Origin of the sequence: Pseudomonas sp. NBRC 111140 (assembly GCF_001320885.1) — a bacterium.
Lineage (GTDB): Bacteria > Pseudomonadota > Gammaproteobacteria > Pseudomonadales > Pseudomonadaceae > Aquipseudomonas > Aquipseudomonas putida_P.
Genome location: NZ_BCBQ01000005.1, coordinates 80199 through 103080, shown reverse-complemented (window position 1 = coordinate 103080; position 22882 = coordinate 80199). Strand labels below are relative to the sequence as shown.

General features: G+C 64.5%; 22 protein-coding genes. 15 read left to right on the top strand and 7 right to left on the bottom strand.

The window, feature by feature from the left end:
• Positions 1-2: 2 nt before the first annotated feature.
• From gspD to gspN, 10 genes are read left to right on the top strand one after another with little or no spacing between them, the layout of a single operon-like run.
• Positions 3-1757, top strand: a complete 1755-nt coding sequence (gene gspD / locus APH42_RS03150; RefSeq protein WP_176729423.1) for a type II secretion system secretin GspD — start codon at positions 3-5, stop codon at positions 1755-1757.
• Complete coding sequence (locus APH42_RS03145; protein ID WP_060492709.1) at positions 1757-3205, top strand: GspE/PulE family protein; 1449 nt, start codon at positions 1757-1759, stop codon at positions 3203-3205. The genes gspD and APH42_RS03145 overlap by 1 nt, the downstream gene beginning before the upstream one ends.
• A 3-nt stretch (positions 3206-3208) precedes the next feature.
• Entirely contained in the window at positions 3209-4411 is a 1203-nt protein-coding gene (gene gspF / locus APH42_RS03140; RefSeq protein WP_060492708.1) for a type II secretion system inner membrane protein GspF, read from the top strand.
• Between the two features lie 17 nt (positions 4412-4428).
• Positions 4429-4863, top strand: a complete 435-nt coding sequence (gspG, locus tag APH42_RS03135) for a type II secretion system major pseudopilin GspG (protein WP_012270740.1) — start codon at positions 4429-4431, stop codon at positions 4861-4863.
• A gap of 3 nt (positions 4864-4866) precedes the next feature.
• Complete coding sequence (gspH, locus tag APH42_RS03130) at positions 4867-5298, top strand: type II secretion system minor pseudopilin GspH (protein ID WP_060492707.1); 432 nt, start codon at positions 4867-4869, stop codon at positions 5296-5298.
• A complete protein-coding gene (locus APH42_RS03125; protein ID WP_060492706.1) occupies positions 5295-5663 on the top strand; it encodes a type II secretion system protein GspI in 369 nt (122 codons plus the stop codon). The genes gspH and APH42_RS03125 overlap by 4 nt, the downstream gene beginning before the upstream one ends.
• Entirely contained in the window at positions 5660-6250 is a 591-nt protein-coding gene (locus APH42_RS03120; RefSeq protein ID WP_012270743.1) for a prepilin-type N-terminal cleavage/methylation domain-containing protein, read from the top strand. Before APH42_RS03125 ends, APH42_RS03120 begins: the two co-directional genes overlap by 4 nt.
• A complete protein-coding gene (gspL, locus tag APH42_RS03115; RefSeq protein ID WP_256217763.1) occupies positions 6247-7320 on the top strand; it encodes a type II secretion system protein GspL in 1074 nt (357 codons plus the stop codon). Before APH42_RS03120 ends, gspL begins: the two co-directional genes overlap by 4 nt.
• Positions 7317-7703 (top strand): type II secretion system protein GspM, encoded by a 387-nt coding sequence (gene gspM / locus APH42_RS03110; RefSeq protein ID WP_060492704.1) that lies wholly within the window; start codon positions 7317-7319, stop codon positions 7701-7703. Before gspL ends, gspM begins: the two co-directional genes overlap by 4 nt.
• Positions 7700-8359 carry a type II secretion system protein N gene (gene gspN / locus APH42_RS03105; RefSeq protein WP_060492703.1) on the top strand — a complete coding sequence of 220 codons (660 nt, stop codon included), beginning with the start codon at positions 7700-7702 and terminating at the stop codon, positions 8357-8359. The genes gspM and gspN overlap by 4 nt, the downstream gene beginning before the upstream one ends.
• A 70-nt stretch (positions 8360-8429) precedes the next feature.
• Here gspN and APH42_RS03100 read toward each other — a convergent pair whose 3' ends face one another.
• The 4 genes from APH42_RS03100 to APH42_RS03085 all read right to left on the bottom strand — a co-directional run bounded on the left by APH42_RS03100 (position 8430) and on the right by APH42_RS03085 (position 15964).
• Positions 8430-12956, bottom strand: coding sequence for a hemagglutinin repeat-containing protein (locus tag APH42_RS03100; protein ID WP_060492702.1), 4527 nt, complete (start codon positions 12954-12956; stop codon positions 8430-8432).
• Between the two features lie 27 nt (positions 12957-12983).
• Positions 12984-14666 carry a ShlB/FhaC/HecB family hemolysin secretion/activation protein gene (locus APH42_RS03095; protein WP_060492701.1) on the bottom strand — a complete coding sequence of 561 codons (1683 nt, stop codon included), beginning with the start codon at positions 14664-14666 and terminating at the stop codon, positions 12984-12986.
• Positions 14667-14826: 160 nt separating this feature from the next.
• Complete coding sequence (locus APH42_RS03090; protein ID WP_012270748.1) at positions 14827-15381, bottom strand: murein L,D-transpeptidase family protein; 555 nt, start codon at positions 15379-15381, stop codon at positions 14827-14829.
• 25 nt (positions 15382-15406) lie between these two features.
• Positions 15407-15964, bottom strand: coding sequence for an NUDIX hydrolase (locus tag APH42_RS03085; protein WP_012270749.1), 558 nt, complete (start codon positions 15962-15964; stop codon positions 15407-15409).
• 123 nt (positions 15965-16087) lie between these two features.
• Between APH42_RS03085 and APH42_RS03080 the strand changes: the two genes are divergently transcribed.
• The 5 genes from APH42_RS03080 to purT all read left to right on the top strand — a co-directional run bounded on the left by APH42_RS03080 (position 16088) and on the right by purT (position 19233).
• On the top strand, positions 16088-16687 hold the full coding sequence (locus tag APH42_RS03080; protein ID WP_012270750.1) for a CoA pyrophosphatase: 600 nt from the start codon (positions 16088-16090) through the stop codon (positions 16685-16687).
• Positions 16688-16731: 44 nt separating this feature from the next.
• On the top strand, positions 16732-17256 hold the full coding sequence (locus APH42_RS03075) for a gamma carbonic anhydrase family protein (RefSeq protein WP_012270751.1): 525 nt from the start codon (positions 16732-16734) through the stop codon (positions 17254-17256).
• Complete coding sequence (locus APH42_RS03070; protein WP_012270752.1) at positions 17246-17443, top strand: DUF1289 domain-containing protein; 198 nt, start codon at positions 17246-17248, stop codon at positions 17441-17443. The genes APH42_RS03075 and APH42_RS03070 overlap by 11 nt, the downstream gene beginning before the upstream one ends.
• 64 nt (positions 17444-17507) lie before the next feature.
• Positions 17508-17975, top strand: coding sequence for a VUT family protein (locus tag APH42_RS03065; protein WP_060492700.1), 468 nt, complete (start codon positions 17508-17510; stop codon positions 17973-17975).
• 76 nt (positions 17976-18051) lie between these two features.
• On the top strand, positions 18052-19233 hold the full coding sequence (gene purT / locus APH42_RS03060) for a formate-dependent phosphoribosylglycinamide formyltransferase (protein WP_012270754.1): 1182 nt from the start codon (positions 18052-18054) through the stop codon (positions 19231-19233).
• Positions 19234-19265: 32 nt separating this feature from the next.
• Here the strand turns inward: purT and APH42_RS03055 are convergent, their stop codons facing one another.
• From APH42_RS03055 to APH42_RS03045, 3 genes are all read right to left on the bottom strand, one after another.
• Positions 19266-20564 carry an MFS transporter gene (locus APH42_RS03055; RefSeq protein ID WP_012270755.1) on the bottom strand — a complete coding sequence of 433 codons (1299 nt, stop codon included), beginning with the start codon at positions 20562-20564 and terminating at the stop codon, positions 19266-19268.
• Positions 20565-20838: 274 nt separating this feature from the next.
• Positions 20839-22044 (bottom strand): transporter associated domain-containing protein, encoded by a 1206-nt coding sequence (locus tag APH42_RS03050; protein WP_060492699.1) that lies wholly within the window; start codon positions 22042-22044, stop codon positions 20839-20841.
• Between the two features lie 9 nt (positions 22045-22053).
• The gene (locus tag APH42_RS03045; protein ID WP_012270757.1) at positions 22054-22863 is read right to left on the bottom strand and encodes an inner membrane protein YpjD; all 810 of its coding nucleotides are present in this window, start codon (positions 22861-22863) and stop codon (positions 22054-22056) included.
• Positions 22864-22882: the final 19 nt, after the last annotated feature.

Sequence of the window (22882 nt, the reverse complement as noted above, 5' to 3'; positions counted from 1 at the left end):
CGATGCCTGTTAGATACTGCGTGGCGGCCGCGCTGAGCGTGGCCTTGTCCATGGCCTGCGCTGAAGAACCGGTGTTCGATGACAACGGCACGCCGATGTACGAAGTGAACTTCGTCGATACCGAGCTTGGCGAGTTCATCGACAGTGTGTCGCGCATCACCGGCACCACCTTCATCGTCGACCCCAGGGTCAAGGGCAAGGTCACCGTGCGCACCGTCGACCTGCACGACGCCGATGCCATCTATGACATCTTCCTGGCCCAACTGCGCGCCCAGGGTTATGCCACCGTCGACCTGCCCAACGGCAGCGTGAAGATCGTCCCCGACCAGGCCGCACGCCTGGAACCGGTGCCGGTGGAGGCGGGCGGGCAGCAGGGCGAGGGCAGCGACAGCGTGGCCACTCGGGTATTCAACGTGCGTAACGCCGCCAGTGAACAAGTCCTGGGCATTCTCAAGCCGCTGATCGACCCACGGGTTGGGGTGATTACACCGTATCCGGCGGCGCATCAGCTGGTGGTGACCGACTGGCGCAGCAACCTGGAACGCATCGCCAGCCTGCTGCGCCAGCTCGACCGCCCAGAGGAGGCACAAGGCAGCGGCAGTACCCAGGTGATCTACCTGCGCCATGCCAATGCCGGTGAAGTGGTCAAGGTGCTGCGCGGGCTCAGCCAGGAAGGTGCGGTGCCAGCTGAAGGGCCCGGAGAAGGAGAAAGCAAGGACAGGCCGGTGATGGCCGCCTCCGCAGGCCCAAGTATCCGCTTGGAGTACGAAGAGGGCACCAACGCCGTGGTCATGGTCGGCCCCGACAGCGAGCTGGCGGCGTATCGTGCCATTGTCGAGCAACTGGACATTCGTCGCGCCCAGGTGGTGGTCGAGGCGATCATCGCTGAAGTATCGGACAGCAGCGCTCAGGAGCTGGGTGTGCAATGGCTGTTCGCCGACGAAAAGTTCGGTGCCGGTATCGTCAACTTCGGCAGCAATGGCGTGAATATCGCCAACATCGCCGGGGCCGCCGCCAGTGGTGACAACGAGGCCCTCGGCGACTTGCTGTCCACCACGGCGGGTGCCACGGCGGGCATCGGCCATTTCGGCGGCGGCTTCAACTTCGCCATGCTGGTCAACGCGCTGAAGGGTAAAAGCGGCTTCAACCTGCTGTCCACGCCCACCTTGCTGACCCTGGACAACGCCGAAGCGTCGATCCTGGTCGGCCAGGAAGTGCCTTTCGTCACCGGCTCGGTGACGCAGAACAACGCCAACCCGTACCAGACCATCGAACGCAAGGAAGTCGGGGTGAAGCTGCGCATCAAGCCGCAGATCAACATCGACAACAGCGTGCGCCTGGACATCGTCCAGGAAGTGTCGTCGATTGCCGACTCCAGCGCGGCCAGTGACGTGATCACCAACAAGCGCGAGATCAAGACCAAGGTCATGGTCGAGGACAACGGCCTGGTGATTCTCGGCGGCCTGATCAGCGACGAACTGAGCACCAGCAACCAGCGTGTGCCGCTGCTTGGGGACATCCCTTATCTGGGCCGGTTGTTCCGCTCCGATGCCAGCAAGAACACCAAGCAGAACCTGATGGTGTTCATCCGCCCGCGCATCCTGCGCGATGGGCCCAGCCTGGCGGGGCTCAGCGAAGACAAATACCGCACCTTGCAGCAGACCACACCGCTGCAATTGCCGGACCTTGCACAGGGCACGCCACTGTTGCAGGTATTTCCCTCCAGCCGCGCGCGCCTGGAAGGCGGTGACTGGTGATGCTGCCCTATCGCCAGGCACGGCTGAGCGGGGTGGCCATGGCTGCGACGGAGCAGGGTTGGCAGTTGTGGCTAAGGCCCGACGCCGACAGCGCGCAGTTGCAGGAGCTGTTGCGCGTGCATGGCCAACCCTGCGCGCTTGAATACCTGGAGCCCGCAGTATTCGATGAGCGCTTGGGCCAGCTGTACCAGGCCGGCGATGCGGCCACTGCAGCGCTGATCGAAGGGATTGGCGACCAGGTCGACCTGGACAGCCTGATGAGCGAGATGCCGCGCATCGAAGACTTGCTGGAAAGCGACGACGAAGCCCCGGTAATCCGCTTGATCAACGGCCTGTTCGGCCAGGCGCTGCGCCTGCGTGCCTCGGACATTCATATCGAGACGTTCGAACAAAGCCTGGTGGTGCGCCTGAGGGTCGATGGCCACCTGCGCGAAGTGCTGCGCCCGCCGCGAGCGTTGTCGGCGATGCTGGTGTCACGGATCAAGGTCATGGCCCGCCTGGACATCGCAGAAAAACGCCAGCCCCAGGATGGGCGCATCACTTTGCGCGCGGCGGGACGCGAAGTGGACGTGCGGGTCTCGACCTTGCCCGGCATCCATGGCGAGCGGGTGGTGATGCGGGTACTCGACAAGCAGGCCAGCCTGTTGGCGCTGGAAAACCTGGGCATGCCGGCGGCGGTGTTGCAGGGCCTGCGCAGCTGCCTGGCGCGGCCCAACGGTATCGTGTTGTCCACTGGGCCAACCGGTTCGGGCAAGACCACCACCCTGTACGCCAGCCTCAACAGCCTCAACGACGGCAGCCGCAACATCCTCACCGTTGAGGACCCGGTGGAGTATGCCATCGCAGGCATTGGCCAGACCGCCATCAACCCGCGTGCCGGGCTGACGTTCGCCAGTGGCCTGCGCGCCATCCTGCGTCAGGACCCGGACGTGATCATGCTCGGCGAAATCCGCGACCAGGAGACCGCACAGATCGCCGTGCAGGCCAGCCTCACCGGCCATCTGGTGCTCTCTACCCTGCACACCAACAGTGCCGTGGGCGCGGTGACCCGGCTACGTGACATGGGTATCGAGCCGTTCCTGATTGCCTCGTGTCTGCGCGGTGTACTGGCCCAGCGCCTGGTGCGGCGCTTGTGCAGTTGTGCCGTGGCGCACCCATTGCAACCGGCCGAGCGTGACCTGTGGCCAGAGCTGGCTGCACTGGGCAGCAGTTACCACGCGGTCGGCTGCGAGCAGTGCCAGGGCAGCGGATACGTCGGCCGCCTGGGCCTGTACGAATTCATCGAACTGGACGCCGGGCTGATCGGCCTGTTGTATGACGGCGCCAGCGAACTGGCCATGCAGGCCTACCTCGGTGAGCGCCGGCAAAGCCTGGTGGCGATGGCCAGCGAGTGCCTGGCCCGTGGCGAGACCAGCCTGGCCGAAGTGCTGCGCGCGGTGCAGGGCTAAGGCATGCCGACCTATCGCTACCAGGCCGTGGACCTCGCGGGCAAATCGCACAAGGCCAGCCTGCAGGCTGACAATGAGCGCCACGCCCGCCAGCTGTTGCGCGAGCAGGGCCTGTTTGCCCGCCAGTTGCAGCGCCACGAAGCCGGTGTCCAGCGACCCCGGCGCCAGCGGCTTAGCCGCGCCCAGCTGTGTGAATTGACCCGTCAACTGGCCACCTTGATCGGGGCCGGCATCCCCTTGGTCGATGCCCTGGCCACCCTGGAACGGCAACTGCGCCAGCCCGCCTTGCACAGTGTGCTGGTGGCCCTGCGCGGCTCGCTTGCCGAAGGCCTGGGCCTGGCTCGCAGCCTGGCCCGGCAGGGCGCACCTTTCACTGGCCTGTACTGCGCGCTGGTCGAGGCTGGCGAACGTTCCGGGCGCCTGGCCCAGGTGCTGACCCGCTTGGCCGATCATTTGGAACAGGTGCAACGGCAGCAGCACAAGGCCCGCACTGCGCTGATCTACCCCACGGTACTGATGGGGGTGTCGCTTGCCGTGGTCATCGGCCTGATGACATTCGTCGTGCCCAAACTCACCGAACAATTTGCCCATGCCGGGCAGAGCCTGCCACTGATCACCTCGGTGCTGATTGGCCTGAGCCAGTGCCTGGTGCAGGCAGGGCCGTGGATGGTAGGGCTGGCGCTGATGCTCGCCGTGCTGGGTGGCTGGTTGCTGCGCAAGCCGCATTGGTGTCTGCGCCGCGACCAACTGCTGCTGCGCCTGCCGCGCATCGGCGGCCTGGTGCAGGTGCTGGAAAGCGCACGCCTGGCACGCAGCCTGGCGATTCTCAGTGGCAGCGGCGTGGCCCTGCTCGAAGCCTTGCACGTGGCCACCGACACCATCGGCAACCGGCGTATCCGCCTGGCCATGGAGCAGGTACGCCAGCAAGTGCAGGGCGGCACCAGCCTGCACCGCGCGTTGGATGCCTGCCAGCAATTCCCGCCGCTGCTGGTGAACATGGTCGGCAGCGGCGAGGCCAGCGGCACCCTGGCCGACATGCTCGAGCGTGTGGCCGACGACCAGGAGCGCGGCTTTGCCCGCCAGGTGGATACCGCCATGGCGCTGTTCGAACCCCTGATGATTCTGGTGATGGGCGCCGTGGTGCTGTTCATCGTGCTGGCGGTGCTGCTGCCGATCATGCAACTCAACCAGGGCCTGCAACTGTGACGACTAGGAGTATTGCCATGCAGCATCGACGTAATCGCCAACGCGGTTTTACCCTCATGGAGATCATGGTGGTGATCTTCATCATCGGCCTGTTGATTGCCGTGGTTGCACCCAGCGTGCTGGGCAACCAGGACAAGGCCATGAAGCAGAAGGTGATGGCCGACCTGGCTACCCTGGAGCAAGCGCTGGACATGTACCGGCTGGACAACCTGCGCTTTCCCAGCAGTGAACAGGGCCTGGCCGCGCTGGTGAAAAAGCCGGCCCAGGAGCCGCTGCCACGGGCCTGGCGCAGTGACGGCTATGTACGCCGCCTGCCGCAAGACCCGTGGGGCACCCCTTACCAGTACCGTATGCCGGGCGAGCATGGCCGGGTCGATGTGTACTCGCTGGGCGCCGATGGCCAACCAGGCGGCGAAGGTCAGGACGCCGACCTGGGCAACTGGGCGCTGTAACCGGTGCGTGGTCAGCGGGGTTTCAGCCTGATCGAGTTGCTGGTGGTGTTGGCCATCGCCGGGCTGATGACCGGGCTGGCAGTAGCCGGGTTCGGCAGTGGCCAGGTCGGTGTCGAGCAGGCTCTGCAACGGCTGGTGGCTGAGACCCGCAGCCAGGCCGCGCTGGCCAGGCATGCCGGGCAATTGCGCGGGCTGCGCTGGAATGGCCAGCGCCCGGAGTTCGTCCGGCGCGAGGGCAATGCCTGGGTGGTTGAAGCGGTCGCGCTCGGCGACTGGCCCAAGGGCCTGCACCCGGACTGGCCCGTCAGCCCACAGCCCCGCCTGATGTTCACCCCCCATGGCTGGGCTCAGCCGGGCAGCGTGCGTTGGCGCTGGGCTGATGGCGGCCAGCGCTGGGCGTGGGACCGCGATGGTCGTTTGCAGGTGGCGCCATGAAGCCGCGTCAGTGCGGCTTCACCTTGCTGGAAGTGACCGTGGCCTTGGCGATTGCTGCCGTGCTGGCCGTCATCACCAGCCAGGTTCTGCGCCAGCGCCTGGCGGTGCAGGAAAACCTGCAGCAGCACCGCCTTGGCCTGCTGTGCGCGCGCGAGTTGCAAACCCGCTTTGCCGTCGAACAGTATTGGCCTGCTGCCAATCAGGTGAATGGCGAGCTGAGCCAGGGCGGCTTGCCATGTCATTGGCAACTGCAACTGCGCCGTACCGGGGTGCGCGACTTACGCCGTGGTGAACTGCGGCTTTTCGCCGACCGCGACCAGCGCCTGCCGTTGGGCCAGTACACCGTGTTTCTGGAGCGCCCATGAAACGCTACCAGGCGGGCCTGACCCTGATCGAACTGATGGTCGCCCTGGCCCTGACCGCCTTGCTTGGCATCATGCTCGCCGCCTTGGTCAATGGCTGGCTCAAGGTGCGCGAACGCCTGCTGGTGACCACGCAGGAAAGCTCGGTGCTGGAGTTCTGCCTGGCCCTGGAGCGGCGGTTCGACAGCCCGGTACTGCGCCGGGTCTACGACCAGCGCCTACCCCTTGCCAGCCGCTGGCTGGACTGGCAGCCCGCCAGCCACCAGTTGCTGTGGGTCGCCAGCACCGGCCTACCCGCAGCCGAAGGTGGATCGCGCCTGCAACGCCAGCGCCTGCGCTTCGAGGCCCGTGAGCAGCGCCTGCTGCTGGAAAGTTCGGCCGACCTTTACGCCGCCGCTGCCCCTCGATGGATACAGCGTGAACGGCTCGACCGGGTCAGTGCAATGAATGTTCTGTACTACCAGGGCGGCCGCTGGCTGGCCTGGCCTTCCGATCAACCGGCGCACCCCGGCCGTGGTGTGCGCCTGGAACTGCAGCGTGATGGAGCCCCTTATGTCTGCACCTTCGCCCTCCCATGGGGGCGCTCATGAAACGTGAATGGCGGCGGCCGTCGGCCCAGCCATGGCTATTGCTGCGGCCGGGCGGGGTCTGGCAGTGGGCACTGGTCAAGGGCGGTATCGTGCAATGTGATGGGCAGGGTGAGCCGCCGGCAAACCTGCAGGCGCGTATTGCGTTGGTCCTGCCTGCCGAGGCCTGCAGCCATTTCCGCGTGCCGGCCCCGCCCGGCCTCAAGCGCGAAGAATGGCCGTTGCTGCTCGAAGACCGCCTGCTACAGGCCACGGATGAGGTGGCCTGTGCCTGCCTGGCCCGTGAGCCCGGGCACCTTCGCCTGTTGGTCGTGGCGCGTCAGCAATTGGACGACTGGCGCGGGCAATGTGCTGAATGGGGTTTGCAGGTGGATCGTTGCTGGGCCGAGTTGCAGTTACTGCCATTGCCCGAGGCAGGGGGCGCCTGGTTTTGGCAACGCACCCCCGGCATGTCCTTGTACAAAGGGCTGAGCGAAGACGGGCAAGAACACTGGCTGGCTTGGCCAGATGCCATGGGTAACGCGCCGTCGCACCCGTGGGGCGAGTTGCACAAGAGATCGCTGAGCGGTAACTGGCCAACTGCGTTTGCATCGCTCGACTCACTGCCTGGCCTGTTCGATCGCGACCGCAAGGCGCGCGCTTTGCCGGTGCCGTCCCGCCAGCAACAGCGGCTACTTGCGGCTTGCCTGGTGCTGGCAGCGGTTTGGGCGGGGCTTTGGTTGAGCCAGCAATGGCGCCAGGCGCAACTCTGGCGCAGCCAGGTCATTGCCGTGACTGGCGAGCAAGCCAGCCCCCGACATGCCGCACAGGCACTCAAGGGCCTGCGCGAGCGTGCGCTGCAACAGCAACTGCGCACCCGTCAGCTGGACGACCTGCAAGTACGTTTGCAGGCCTGGATGCGTGAAAACCCCGGTTGGCGCCTGCAGGCGGTGCGTTTCGATGGCCAACGCTGGCACCTGAGTCTGGCAGGCGAGGGCAGTACGCCGCCATGGAGCGACATGGCCGCTGCCGCTGGCGCCACGGTGCAGATTCAAGGCGACCAAGTGATCTTCGACCTGGGAGCGGCCTCATGAACCGGGACTGGCTGCAGCGTCATCGCTTGACGTTTGCCTGGGCATTGATTGCCCTGTTGCTGGCCTTCCTGGCCCTGCGCGCAGGCGCCGAGCAGTGGCGCGAGCTCAGCCTGTGGCGCGGGCTGGCCGAACAGGCCGCCGGCCTGCACGGCGGGCCGGGGTTGAGCCTGGAGCGGCTGCGCCAGTCGGCCCATGCGCGGCAGATCGAGCTGGCCGACGTCGATGCCCAAGGCAACGCCTGGCAGTTGCGCGGCGAGGTGGCCGATGAGCAAGCGCTGCAAGGGTGGTTGCAGAGCTTGCGTGCAGAAGGCGTTCAGACCTTGCAATGGGGGCTGGAGCAGCATGGCAAGGGCTTGCAGTTCGACGTGGTGGTGCAGCCATGATGCGCGGCAGCGTGGTGTGGATGTGTTTGGTTTTCGCACTGACATTGCTCGTGGAACTGCCTGCCGATTGGTTGGCGCGCGGGCTTGGCCTGCCCGCGCGTGATGTCAGTGGCAGCCTGTGGCAAGGCCAGGCGCAGCAGTTGGGGCCACTCGGGCCGTTGCGCTGGACAGTACAGCCTTGGCGCCTGCAGGCAAGCGCACAGTTGGGCTTGCAGGGCCAAGGCTGGCACCTGCGCGGCGAAGGTTGGCCGTGGCGTTGGCGGCTGGAAGCAGCAGCCATGGGCCCCCAGGCAACTGTACACATGGATTATCGGTTGGCCGGGCAGTGGCGGGGCACGCTGCGTATGCAGGGGGCGGGCAGCGAGTGTCAAGCCAGCGAAGGCCGGCTGACAGTGGCTGATCTTGCCCTGAGCGAGCCATGGTCGCTGGGCTTGGGGCAGGGTTGGCTGGAAATGGATTGCCGCAGCGGCTGGCACCTGCGCGGGCAGTTGGCGCAGCCGGGGCAGCATCAATTGAGCGTGGATGCCGACCTGCCCGGGGGCCGGGCACAGGTGCTGTTCGAGCTGCAGCCAGAGGCGGCGTTGACCCCATTGTTGCGGGGCGCCCAATGGCTTGGGCCACAGGCACTGGTGGGGCAGCGAGACCTTCGCTGGTAGGCGACAAGGTTGCTACTGCATGGCGACACTGTCGATGCGGAAGCAACCTTGCGTTGGGTCGCGCTTGTGGCTATTGCTTCTTGCCCTGCACACTCGAAGCCCATTGCTCGCTGCGGCTATGCCCACTGGTTCTCAACAACCCAAGGTCCAGCGCATTCTCGCCATCCGCTGCCCCTTTGCCCTTGGCCATATCGGCGATTGCCGTGCCCAGGTCCACCGGTGAGTTGGACGCATCGATCGATACGTCCCGGCGATAGTCATTACCGCTCAGCGTTTCTTGAGTGATCGAGTCGGCGTCGAGCCCCACGGCGCCCCTGGCCGACTGCAAACGTGCCCCCACCAGATGAGCGTTGCCACCCACTTGCAGGTCGATACCATCGCTGCCTTTGAGCGTGGCCTGATGGGCCACGCTGTCACGCTGCACGTGCGAAACGTCGAGGCTTAGGGTCGGCGAGAGCCCTGGGTCTGCCTTGCTCAAGGCGGAGCCGGCTTTTTTCTCGACCTTGCCCCCCAGAGGCCCGGCCACCGAAGTGGCCGCGTTGACATAGCCCTGTGGGTTTTTCTCCTGGCTCAGCCTGGCATCCCCTTTGACGCTCAGGGTGTCGACGCGGTCCTTGCGGCTGGCGATACGCAGGTCACCGTCGATCACGCCGCCAATATGCCCCGCTACCAGGGTGGCGCCTTCGATGCGGGTATCGCCGCGGCTTTGCAGGTCGATGCGCTCGGCGCGCAGGTCATTGGCATTCCAGGTGAGGTTGTCGCGCTTGTCGAACTCTACCTTGAGGCGGCCATGCAGGCCGCGGGTATCCAGCGCGCCCTTGGCCATGTCGAAACCGGCGCCGGCGGTGATGTCGAGGTTGTCGCGTCGCTCCTGGTTGGAAGAGGCTTCCACCAGCATGCCGCCGTTCGAAGCGTCGAGGGTCATTCGTTCGGCCGAGGCCTGAAGGCCTTGCAGGTGCAGGGCGATATCCTCGCGGGCGTTGCTGCTCAGGGTCAGTGCGCCGTTGCTGGCAAACTGGGCATCAATCGCCTGGTGTGCATTTTCTTCCTGTTTGCCGTGGCTGAAGTGGCCACCCAATGCTCCCCCCTTGGTCGTGCCTGCCTTGACCGCCAGCTCCAGGCCGCCGCCCAGCTTGGCACCCGTGGCTTGCTGGGTATCGCTGGCCGCCTTGACCCGCAGTTGGCCGCCGCTCTGCACCAGGATGTCGCCAACCTTGGCCTCGCGGCTGCCAATGCGGGTACCTTCGAGCAGCAGGTCGGCACCGCTGGTCAGTCGCACCTCGCCCTTGGCGTCGACTTGTGCCACTTGAGCCGTGCTCTGCGTGCTCAGCGTTTGACTGTGGTCGAGATAGCCACGGCCATTGACGCCGGTGCTGCCTGGACGGTTGCCAACTTTGGCCCAGGCATTGCCATCGAGCTGGCGTGACTGTTGTTCGGCCTGGTCGGTCGCCTGTGACAAGGTTAGCGAGCCAGCACTGTGCATGACCACGCTACCTTCGCCGCCATCGATGCGGGCCCCTTCGTAGCGGCCATCGCTGCCCAGCTGTACCTGGATACCCTGTTGCCCGTACAGGCTGCCGGGCACGGCGGTGCTGGCGATATCCTTGCTTTCCAGCGACCCTCCCTGGCCGGCGGCGCGTACGTTCAGGTCCTCGCCGGTGCTGGTGTCCAGGCGCACGTCGCCGCCATAGGCCAGGCGTTGCACGGTCACTTCCTGGGTGTTCTCGGCCGCGTGCATCTGGTGCTGCTGCGCCTCGATCTGCAGCGCGCCGGCGTTGGCCTGCCAAGCTGTTCCCTGGTCTGCGAGGGTGTCGGCCTTGACCTCGACCTTGGCCCCGGAAAACTCGCTCACCCGAGCCAAGCTGCGACGCTGGTTTTCCAGGCGCTTGAGGTGTTCGACGGTCATGTCGGCACCGATGCTGGGTGGCGCCATGGCATCTTCGGGCGAGGCTTGCTGGAAGCGTGCGGCTTCCTCACCCAGCACCAGGCGTTCGATGGGGCGGGTAAGGTCGCGGTACTCGACACTGGCGCCCAGGCTGGCAGACCAGTTGTCACGGCTTTGCTCATGTTCCTGGGTATCCTGCAGCGCGCGGTTATCGATGCGTTCGGCGGTCACCTGCAGGGAGTTGCCGGCCTCGACGTGCGCGGTCTCGGTGAGCAGTGCATCACTGCGCAATTTCAGATCGCCGCTGGCCTGCAACGCGCTGCGCTGCACCTTGCTCTCGCGCTCGGTCTGCACCTCACGGTTGTGATGGCCTTCGAACAGACTGCCCAAGCGGTCGATGCCGCCGGTTACCGTCAACCCGCCACCGCTATGGGTGGTAGTGGTGGTCGCGTCACGCTCATTACGGGCCGCACCCAGCGTCACTTCCTGAGCCTGTACGTCGAGGTCGCCGGCAGTGGCCTGGACCTTGCTGCCCTTTACCTGCAGGTGCGCGCCACTGTTCATGCCCACCGAGGCGCCCTTGAGCTCACTGGCAACCTGGTGGGTGGTGCGCTGCTTGCTGGTGCTGTTGGCGACCTCATATGCCACGCCAGCCGCGTACTGGCGGGATTCTGGCTTGCCATCCTCGGCTTCCTGGGTTTGCCTGGCGCTGGCCGTGAAGCCGCGTTGCTGGTCGCGGGTTTCGCGTTCATCGACCGATTGTGCACTGCCAATCAGCAGGTCGCCTTTGGCCTCCACTTGCAGGTGTTTGCCCGCTTCGACCTTGGCACCCTGAATGCGCAATTCTTCGGCACTGGCCAGGCGCAGGTTGCTGGCCGAGCTGACGTCGCTGACCAGCACCTGCTGTTTGCGGTCTGTACCTTCGTGTTCGCTGCCAATCAGGCCGAACAGTTTGCTGTCGCTGGAGCGGTTGGTGGAGGTGCTGCTGGCGTGGTCTGCCTCGATGGCCAGCGAACCTTTTTCGCTGTAGAGCACGGCGTCCTGCTTGCCGTGCACGCTGCTGCCGGTGATAGCGACCTGCTCGGCAGCCACGGTGAGCTTGCCCTCGCTGGCGACCGTGCTGCCTGCAACGGCCTTGCCCTCGGTGTCCTTGCCTTGGCGATCACCAAAGAAGGTGCCCGATACCAGGTCGCCGCGATAGTCGCGTTTGGTTCCGCGTTCCTGCAATGTGGTGGTGCCGATGTCTGCCTGTTTTGCCTGGATGGCCAAATCGCCGCGGCTGTGCAGGCTGCTGCCTTGCACATCGAGCTTGCCGCTTGCCTTGATCGCCATGTGCTTGGCGCCGAGCGTACTGCCCTTTGCGGTTTCCTTGAGCTGGTCGGTACCGCTGTCACCGCGCCATAAATCCTTGCGGTGGCGCACCTGCTCTTCAGTGCGCTGGCTATCGATGCCGGCCACGATGTCCAGGCCGGCGCCACTGTCGACGATCAGCTCGTTGCCTGCGTCCACCTTTGCTGCAGCCAGGCGCATGTCCTCGCCAGACTGCAACAGCACGCTGTCGCTGCCCTGCAATTGACTGCCCTGCTGCTGTTGGTGAGTGGTGGTGGTTTTGCGGCTGTAGGTTTCGCGGGTGATGAACAAGAACTTCTTGTTCCAGCTGTCGCTGTTGTGCTCGATGTGCTTGCGGGTCTGGGCGTCCAGTGTGAGCTTCTTGCCGGCGCGGGCTTCGATGCTTGCGGCCTGGCCGTTGACCGCATCAAGTATCAGGTCATCGGCAGCGGTGAGTTTCAGTGTACCGCGCTCGCTACGGAGCTCGGTGGGGTTGTCGACGTTGCCGCTGATATGCAAACCGCCTGCCGATTGGATGTCGACGCCCTCGGTGCCCATGACCTGTGATGCCCCCATGCGCACTCCCGCGCCTTCGGCAGTGCTCACCACACGGATACGCCCAGCGCGCATTGCACCGAACAGGCTGGCATCAATGCTCGAAGAGGGGCTGGGCAGGTGTTCCACAACGTCGCCACTGCGACTGTCCACACGGTTGCGACCAACCGTGATGTTGAGCGTTTCGCCGGCCGTGAGCAGGCCTTTGCTGTCCACGCGCGGTGCAATCAGCTCGAGCGCGCCACTGGCATTGCTCTGGCCATTTTCCAGTACCTGCAGGGTGCCGCTGGCCGTGAGTGTGTCCAGGTATTTGAGCTGCTGCTCTTCGAAAGCCGGGGTTCCCACCACGAAGCCAGCACGGGTGGTGTTGATGAAGCTGCCGCCATTGAGGGTGATGCCATTGGGGTTGGCCAGGATGTAGTCGGCCGGGCGCCCGAAGATTTCCTGTGGCCCTTCGATCAACGAGGCGTTGCGGCTGACCACTTCGTTGAGGATGGTCGAGGCGGCCTGGCCCTGAAACTGCGGGTTGGCCGCCAGGGCACCGGCCAGCTGCGACCGCCCGGCCTCGGTGGCGTTGTTCAACACCAAGCCAGGGGTGCCAACGTTGTAGTCGATGAACTGGTTGTGCGACAGCCCGCTGGCGTTGGGCGGCACGATGTCGATGACCGGTACCCCATGGCCGTTGTGGATGATCGGGGTGCCTGCCGGGCCGGCTGTTGCATCCAGGCCGTTCTGGGCCAGAGCGGCGCTGGGGCCCAGCAACGTGAGGAAGATGGACCAGCGCAAGATATTTGGGCGGATAGGTGGTAACTGCGAGAGTGTTTGCATTTTCTCGTTCTCTTTGTTGTGGGTGAATCAGATGTTCAGGGTCCAGTCCATTACCCAGAAGCCGGGCTCCAGCAGTGGGCGGGGCAGGTCGCTGGTGTACAAGGCGCGTTGATAGTCCAGGCGCAGGCGACTGCCGGGCAGGCTCAGTTCCAGCCCCGCGGCGGCCCCGGCCAGGCGCTGTGACGGTTTGCCTTCGGCCGTGCGGGCCCAGCCCAGGTCCAGGCCGATGTAGGGGCGTACCTCGATGGGATAGGCCCAGGTCAGGGGCAGCGGTTGGCTGAGCGTGTTGCGCCAAACCGCGCTGCTGGCGCCGGAGTAGGTGCGCTGGCGAAAGCCGCGCACAGCCGAGTCGTCACTGACCAGCAACTGTTCGACGGCAGGCAAGGGGTCATGGCTGTACTGCACACCCAGCTCGCTCTGCCAGCGCCACGGGGCAGGGGCCGGGCCCTGACGCAAATGCAGCAGGTTGGCGCGGTACTTGCGAAAGTTCGGGCGCAGGCGTTGCGCACCCAGCGGCGAGCGGTCAGCGCCCAGGGCGTCGATGCCTTGAGCAACCCCGAAGTAGCCATTCCACAAGCCCTCTTCGAGCCACAACAGGTTGATACCGGCCTCTACCGAGGCCAGTGTCGGGCTCTGCTGGACGATGACCGCGCCAGCGCTGCGGTTGATCAGTTGCTTGCGGTCCAGGCGGATGCTGGCGCTGAGCATGCCTTGCTGGTTGCGCCACAACACCCGCTCGACACTCAGGCCCTGGTAACTGCTGCTGCCGTCGGCCGCCTTGTCGCTGTGGGGAAGTGGCGCCCGGTAGCGTAGCTGGCTGGCGCTGAGCGCAACGGTCCAGGCGCCGTAGGGGATGCTGTAGTACAGCGACACACCCTGGCTTTGCCCAGGCGCTTCGAGCACCGTTGTGGTCAGCGACAGGCGCAGGTCGTCATTGATGCCCAAAGGGCTGTCCAGGCCAATGCCGAGGTTGACGCGGTGGCGGCCGGTCAATTCGCTGCCACGGTTGTCGAAGCGGCTGTCCAGGTGCCAGCGTGAAGCCACTTTGTGTGGCTGCACGACAACGCGGGTACCGCCCTGCAGTTCGCCGGGCAGCAGAGCGGCACCCAGTTCGTAGGCGCGCAGGCGGTTGAGTTGGTCCAGGCCTTGCTCAAGGTCCGGCAGGTACAGGGGCTGCCCGAGCAGGCCGGGGAATGCATTGGCGAGGGACAAGGGCAGGTCGGGGCCTGCCAGTTCAATGGACTCGACAAAGCCTTCGACAATGACGATATCCAACGGTGCACCGTCTTCTGGCAGTTGCCGCAGGTAAGGCCGGCTGGTCGGGTAGCCGGCCTGCACGTAGCGCTGGGTGATGGCTTTCAGTAGCCGGTTGATGTCGGCGATGCCCATGCAGGCAGGGGTGAGGGCACGGATGGTTGGCGCCAGCGCTGGGTTCGAAAGCTGCTGGTTGCCGGCCACGCGCACGCCATCGACGGCCCAGCAGCGAGCGTGGTGCGGGAGGGGGGCAGTGGTGTCGCTGGGGGCGGTTGGGGCGGGTATACGCTGCCAGCGCTCAAGACGCTGCTGTTGCTCCAGCTGTCGCAGCCCATGCTGTTGGTCGCGCAACTGCTGGCTGGCTGGGTCGTCGGCCAGCGCCTGGGTGATGGACAGCACGCCTGACAGGCAAAAGGCTGGCAGCCAACGGGCGATGCGGTGAATCAGGCACGGCATTGAAGCACCCCGCAAATGATGTACGGTTTTCGTACTCGTCTGCGTGGATGCTAAGAATTAAGTCATTCGCCTGGATGCAGTACCCTGCCTAAGCGCTTGTCAGGCAAGTTCTCGCAAACCTGCGGGAAAACTCCTACAACCTTTGCTGGAAGGCCCTATATCAGGGCCGGATCTCGATCAGCGTCCCATCGCGTACCAGTTCCCATACTTCCTGCATGTCGCGGTTACGCATGGCAATGCAGCCATCGGTCCAGTCCAGGGTATGGAAGTACCATTCCGGGTATTCATCGTTGATCGGCGTGCCATGGATCATGATCATGCTGCCGGCACTCACCCCTTCACGGGTAGCGCGGGCGGCATCGCTGATGTTCGGGTAGTTGATGTGCATGGCCAGGTTGAAGCGGTCGCTCTGCTTGCGCCAGTCCAGCCAGTACAAACCCTCGGGGGTTTTCTTGTCGCCCTCGCGCTCCTTGGCGCCCTTGGGCTGCTTGCCAAGCGAGATACGGTAGGTTTTCAGCGGCTCGCCACGGCTGATCAACTGCAAGCGGCGCTCGGACTTGATTACCAGCACCTTGTCGATCAACGGCTGCATGGCCTGCTGCGAAGGCGAGGGCGTTTGCGCTGCCGGCACGGGCTTGCGGATGATGGTCTCGGTGAAGGCCGCTTGGGACACCGAGGTAACGCAAAGGCAGAAAAGGGCAAGCAACCAGCGCATGTAACGGTATCCCTGAAGGCTTCTTCTATGTAGAGGTGGTGGTCGTGACGCTCATCGGCGGCAGGTATTCATGACCTATGGGGTAATGCTGCCCGAGGCGGTCGCGATAGTAGCATTCTAGTGTGCGCGTGACGGTGCGGAAAGCCAGCTCGCCCCACGGTATCTCATGTTCTTCGAACAAGCGCACCTCCAGGCTTTCGACACCGACGGCGAAGTCCAGGTCCGTCAATTCGGCGCGGAAGAACACATGCACCTGGTTGATGTGCGGCAAATCGAACAGTTGATACAGTGACGTTGGCCCGACCCGGGCGCAGGCTTCCTCGACGGTTTCGCGACGGGCGGCCTGGTCGAGGGTTTCGCCGTTTTCCATGAAACCGGCGGGCAGGGTCCAGAAGCCCCGACGCGGCTCGATGGCGCGCCGGCACAGCAGCACCTGGCTGCCCCAGGTCGGCAATACACCGGCAACGATATTGGGGTTTTGGTAGTGGATGGTCTGGCAAGACTCGCAGACATACCGCAGGCGGCTGTCGCCCTGGGGGATCTGTTGAGTGACCGGTTGGCCGCACGCGCTGCAGAATTTCATGTGTAGATCCTTATGTTCACGGCTATCTTGGCGCGGCCACCGTGCCGCCGCAAGCGCTGGGGCTTGGGTGCTTCGCGGCTTTCGTGCATCATGCAAGACAGGCCTTGGACATGAGCGTGCGCAATGCTGGACGAGCTACTTCGCCGAATGAGCAACCATCACCCCGCATCACTGGAAACCGACCGACGGTTTCCCGAAGCGGCGGTTCTCTTGCCCATTACCCGCAGCGAAGCGCCCGAACTGGTATTGACCCTGCGCGCCAAGGGGCTGTCTACCCACGGCGGTGAAGTCGCCTTTCCCGGTGGTCGGCGTGACCCGGAAGACCCAGACCTGGTATTTACCGCCCTGCGTGAAGCCGAGGAAGAGATCGGCCTGCCGCCTGGCCTGGTAGAGGTGATCGGCCCGCTCAGCCCGCTTATTTCACTGCATGGCCTGAAAGTGACACCATTCGTCGGGCTTATCCCCGACTTCGTCGAATACCGCGCCAACGACGCCGAAATCGCGGCAGTATTCACCGTACCGCTGGAGTTCTTCCGGCAGGACCCGCGTGACCATACCCACCGTATCGATTACCAGGGACGTAGCTGGTATGTGCCAAGCTATCGCTACGGTGAATACAAGATCTGGGGGTTGTCGGCGATCATGATCGTCGAGCTGGTCAACGTGCTGTTCGATGCCGGCATCAGCTTGCACCAGCCCCCTGAGCGTTACATCAAAAACTGAACGGGGCCTACCCCGTCGTCTGCGTTGCAGCCTGAGGAGCGTTCATGAAATACCGCCTGGGTAACCTGCGCGTCGAAACCCACCCCACCAGTTGGGCTGCCCCCAATGCCACGCTGATTGGCAACGTGCGCCTGCAAGCCGATGCCAGCGTGTGGTTCGGCGCGGTTCTGCGCGGCGATAACGAGCTGATCGACATCGGCGAGGGCAGCAACGTGCAAGATGGCACGGTAATGCACACCGACATGGGCTCGCCGCTGACCTTGGGCAAGGGGGTGACCGTTGGTCACAACGCCATGTTGCATGGCTGCACGGTAGGCGACTACAGCCTGGTGGGTATCAATGCCGTCATCCTTAATGGTGCGCGCATTGGCAAGCACTGCATCATCGGCGCCAATGCACTGATCCCCGAGGGCAAGGAAATTCCAGACGGTTCGCTGGTGATGGGCTCGCCGGGCAAGGTCGTGCGCGAATTGACCGAGCAGCAGAAGCGCATGCTGGAAGCCAGCGCCGCGCATTACGTGCACAATGCCCAGCGTTATGCACGTGAGTTGGTGGTTGATGATGAGTGAAAGGGTAGAGCGGCCGGTGGCCTCGCCGTGCGTCAGCATTTGCGCGCTGGATGAGCAGGATATCTGCACCGGGTGCCAGCGTACCGTGGCCGAAATCGGCCGCTGGGGGCGGATGGACAATGACGAGCGCCGGGCGGTGCTGAAGTTGTGCCATGAGCGCGCAGTACAAGCCGGGCTCGTCCTCTAGGCGCGGCGTTGCCTGTCGAGGGGGCTAGCGGTACTCTGTAGGGCTTGCCCACAGATGACCCGCCATGTTCTATCTGATTGCCTATATCAGCAGCGTAGTGCTGATCAACTACGCCTTCTCCAGTGCCCCGCACCTGGACATCATCTGGTCTGCCTGGGGCGGCCTGGTATTCATCCTGCGCGACATGGTGCAGACCCGCTTCGGTCACGGTGCCCTGGTCGCCATGCTGGTGGCGCTGGTGCTGTCGTATGTCACTTCCGAGCCGGCCATCGCGCTGGCCAGTGCCACTGCGTTCTTCATCTCCGAGCTGATCGACTGGCTGGTGTTCAGCATCACCCGTCGGCCGCTGCGCGATCGCCTGTGGCTGAGCTCGGCGCTGAGTATTCCGGTGGACACCTTCATCTTCTTCGGCATGATCGGGGCCTTGACCCCGGCGGTGGTCGGCACGGCCATGGCCTCGAAGTTCGCCGGTGTCACCGCCGTGTGGCTGGCCATGGCATTTCGCGCCCGGCGGGCTGCCGTCGCGGGTTGATGGTGTAGAATAGCGGTCCTTTTTCAGCGGGCCACACCAAGCCTGGTGCGGCCCCGGATGCCTTCGAGGACCTGAAATGACCCGTATCGGAACCCCATTGTCGCCCACCGCGACCCGTGTACTGCTCTGCGGCTGTGGCGAGCTGGGCAAGGAAGTGGTGATCGAGCTGCAGCGCCTGGGCGTCGAAGTAATCGCCGTCGACCGTTACGCCAATGCCCCGGCCATGCAGGTGGCGCACCGCAGCCATGTGGTCAACATGCTCGATGGCGTTGCCCTGCGCGCGGTGATCGAGGCCGAGAAACCGCACTACATCGTTCCGGAAATCGAAGCCATCGCCACCGCCACCCTGGTCGAGCTGGAAAACGAAGGCTTCAACGTAGTACCGACCGCGCGTGCCACCCAACTGACCATGAACCGCGAAGGCATCCGCCGCCTGGCTGCCGAAGAGCTGGACCTGCCAACCTCGCCGTACCACTTCGCCGACACCTTCGAGGACTACGCCAAGGCCGTTGCCGACGTGGGCTACCCGTGCGTGGTCAAGCCGGTGATGAGCTCGTCGGGTAAGGGCCAGAGCCTGCTGCGCAGCGATGCCGACCTGCAGAAGTCGTGGGACTACGCCCAGGAAGGCGGCCGCGCTGGCAAAGGCCGGGTGATCGTCGAGGGCTTCATCGACTTCGAATACGAGATCACCCTGCTGACCGTGCGCCACGTGGGGGGCACCACCTTCCTCGAACCTGTCGGCCACCGTCAGGAGAAGGGCGACTATCAGGAATCCTGGCAGCCACAGGCCATGAGCCCCAAGGCGCTGGCTGAGTCGCAGCGCGTGGCCAAGGCGGTCACCGATGCCTTGGGTGGTCGCGGCCTGTTTGGCGTAGAGCTGTTCGTGAAGGGTGACCAGGTGTGGTTCAGCGAAGTGTCGCCGCGCCCGCATGACACCGGGCTGGTAACCCTGATTTCCCAGGACCTGTCGCAATTCGCCCTGCATGCCCGCGCCATTCTTGGCCTGCCGATTCCAGTGGTGCGTCAGTTTGGTCCGTCGGCCTCGGCAGTGATCTTGCCGGAAGGGCAGTCGCAGCAGACCAGCTTCGCCAACCTGGGGGCGGCGCTGAGCGAGCCGGATACGGCCATTCGCTTGTTCGGCAAGCCGGAAATCAATGGTACCCGCCGTATGGGCGTGTGCCTGGCGCGTGACGAGTCGGTGGAGCTGGCGCGGGCCAAGGCGACCCGCGCTTCGCAGGCGGTCAAGGTAGAGTTCTGATTCGACTGGGGCCGCAACGCGGCCCCAATTGCTTACAGTTCGGTATTGCGAGTCTCTTTCAGGCACAGCACAGCAATCAGGCTGATCACCGCCGCTGCCGACACATAACCCCCCACCCAACTCAAGCCGCCCATGCTCACCAGCTTCTGGGCAAAGAACGGTGCCGCCGAGGCGCCGACGATGCCGCCCAGGTTATACGCCGCCGAAGCCCCGGTATAACGCACATGAGTCGGGAACAGTTCAGGCAGCAGTGCCCCCATCGGTGCGAAGGTCACGCCCATCAGGAACAGCTCGATGGCCAGGAACAGCGCCACGCCCGTGGTCGACCCCGACGTCAGCAGTGGTTCCATGGTAAAGCCCGAAGCGATCGCCAACAGGCCGCCCACGATCAGCACCGGCTTGCGCCCGTAGCGGTCGCTGAGCCACGCCGACAACGGTGTGGCCAGGGCCATGAACACCACTGCGAAGCACAGCAGGCCAAGGAACGTCTCGCGGCTGTAGCCCAGCGTGGTCACGCCATAGCTCAGCGAGAACACCGTGGAAATGTAGAACAGCGCGTAGCACACCACCATGGCCGCAGCGCCCAGCAAGGTTGGCAGCCAGTATTTGGAGAACAGGTCGACCACCGGCATTTTCACCCGCTCATGGCGGGCAACGGCCTTGGCGAACACTGGGCTTTCTTCGAGCTTCAGGCGTACATACAGGCCCACCAGCACCAGCGCGGCGCTGAGCAGGAACGGAATACGCCAGCCCCACTCACGGAACTGCTCGTCACTGAGCACCAAGGCCAGGGTCAGGAACAGCCCGTTGGCAGCCAAGAAGCCGATCGAAGGGCCTAGCTGCGGGAACATGCCGAACCAGGCACGCTTGCCTTCAGGGGCATTCTCGGTAGCCAGCAGGGCCGCGCCACCCCATTCCCCGCCCAGGCCCAGGCCTTGGCCAAAACGCAGCAGGCAAAGGATGATCGGTGCCCACATGCCAATGCTGTCGTAGCCCGGCAGTACGCCGATGGCCGTGGTGCAAACGCCCATCAGCAGCAGCGAAGCGACCAGCGTCGACTTGCGGCCAATGCGGTCGCCAAAGTGACCGAACAACGCCGAGCCCAGCGGGCGGGCGAGGAAGGCGATACCGAAGGTGAGGAAGGCAGCCAGCATTTGCGCGGTGCCCGACTCGGACGGGAAGAACACCGGGCCGATCACCAGGGCTGCGGCAGTGGCGTAGACGTAGAAATCGTAGAACTCGATAGCGGTGCCGATGAAGCTGGCGGTGGCGACCCGCGCAGGCGAGTTGACCGGCGCGGCAGGCGCTTGGGCATAGGTGCTGCTTGTCATTAAGTAGGTCCCTAACAGTCTGGTCCGGCTCCATGGGCTTGGCCAGCGTCGGCGTGCAATGCAAAGGGCAGGCACGGTTGCGCGGGCGCCGGAGCGTTTTGTTGTTGTGCGCGCCCGACTGACGATAGCCCAAGGGGGATAGGGGCGGGGCGGGCACTGTTCGGGGTGTTGAAGCAGGACCGCGGGGCGTGTCAGTGGAGCGGACTGGCCGTGGAGCGCCGGGTGCGGGTAGCAGGCGTGACGGCGGGGCTGGGTAAGCGTGACCCGAGTATAGCTATCGGGTCACGGTCCACACCAGTACCTTGCTGGCACAATTGTCCTCTGTTTCGAGGATTTCCAGGCGATAGCGGCCGATCTTCAGGCAAACGGCGCTCTCCGGGATGCTTTCCAGCGCTTCGGTAACCAGCCCGTTGAGGGTTTTCGGCCCACCGTCGCAGGGCAGGTGCCAGCCCAAGGTGCGGTTGATTTCACGTAACGAAGCCGTGCCGTCGATGACGAAGGTGCCATCGGGCTGCGGGTGCACGTGAGGGTTTTCCAGGCTTTGCTCGTCCTCGAACTCGCCGACGATCTCTTCGAGGATGTCTTCCAGGGTGACGATGCCCAGTACCTCGCCGTACTCGTCCACCACCACGCCCAAGCGGCGTTGTTGTTTGTGGAAGTTCAGCAGTTGCATTTGCAGGGGCGTGCTTTCGGGTACGAAATAGGGTTCGTAGCAGGCGCTGTGCAGCGCATCCAGGGTCAGCTCGGCCTTGGGCAGCAGGTGGCTGATCAGCTTGGTGTTGAGGATGGCTTCGACTTGGTTGATGTCGTTGTGGTAGACCGGCAGGCGGGTGTGGCGGCTGACGATCAACTGCTCGATGATGCGCCCGATCGGCTCGTCGAGGTTGATGCCGTCCACTTCGTTACGTGGCACCAGGATGTCGTTGACGGTGACCTTGTCCAGCGACTGCAGGCCGTCGAGCAGGCTGTGGCGAGGTGGTTCGTGTTCCTCGTCTTCGTCGAAGTCATCCGATTCCTGAGCATGCAAGGCCACGGCTGTGGGCTGTACGCGGAACGGGCGCAGCAGCAGCTTGGCGAAGCCGTCCAGCAGGTAGGCCAGCGGCTGCAGCAGGGCGAGGGGGACTTTCAGCAGGCTGGTGCCCAGGCTGACGAACGCCTGCGGGTTGCGCCGGGCCAGGCGCCGCGGCAGGTATTCGGCGAACACCAGCAAGCTGAGGGTGGCGGCCAGACCGGCCAGCCAGAAGCCGTGCTCGCCACTGTAGCGCTGGCCCACCAGGCAGGCCAGGCCCAGCACCAGCAGTTTGCCCAGGCTGGCACACAGCACCAGGGCCTGGGCTGGCAGCATGGGCTGGCCATCTTCGCCAGCGCGTTGCGTGCCATTGAGTTGCAAGCGGGCGGCATCCACGGCGGTGAACAGTGCTGACCACAACAGGGCCAGTGCCAGTGTGCCGAATAGCGGTGCGTACGGCAGGGTGTCCATGGGCGGCCGTCAGATATGCAAGATGAATTCGCGAACCAGCTTGCTGCCGAAATAGGCCAGCATCAGCAGGCAGAAACCGGCCAGCGTCCAGCGGATGGCCTTGTGGCCCCGCCAGCCCAGGCGGGTACGGCCCCACAGCAGCACGCTGAACACCACCCAGGCGACACAGGCCAGCAACGTCTTGTGCACCAGGTGCTGGGCGAACAGGTTGTCGAGGAACAGCCAGCCGGAGATCAACGAAAGCGACAGCAGGCACCAACCGGCCCAGAGAAAGCCGAACAGCAGGCTTTCCATGGTTTGCAGCGGTGGGAAGTTGCGGATAAGCCCGGACGGGTGCTTGTTCTTCAACTGGCGGTCCTGCAGCAGCAACAGCAGTGACTGGAAAACCGCGATGGTGAACAGCCCATAGGCCAGGATCGACAACAGGATATGGGCGAGAATGCCCGGTTCTTCGTTTATCAGTGGCACCGTGCCGGGTGGTGCGAACTGCGCCAGCAACGCTGTCACCGCGCCCAGCGGGAACAGCAACAACAGCAGGTTTTCTACCGGTATGCGCAGGCAGGCCAGCAGGGTCAGGGTGATGACGGCCACGGCGATCAGGCTGGCGGCGCTGAAGAAGTCCAGGCTCAGGCCCAGCGGGGTGATCAACTGGAAGAACAGCGCGCCGGCCTGGGCCAGCACCGCGACGGCGCCCAGCAGGCCAAGCAGGCGCTTGTCGGCCTTGCGGCCCTGGGCCAGGTACGAGCCCTGGTAGATGGCCGCAGCTATATATAGGCCGGCAGCGATCAGGTTGGGGATGAGGCTGGGAGAGGAAACCATAAGTCCTGGTTGGCGAGCC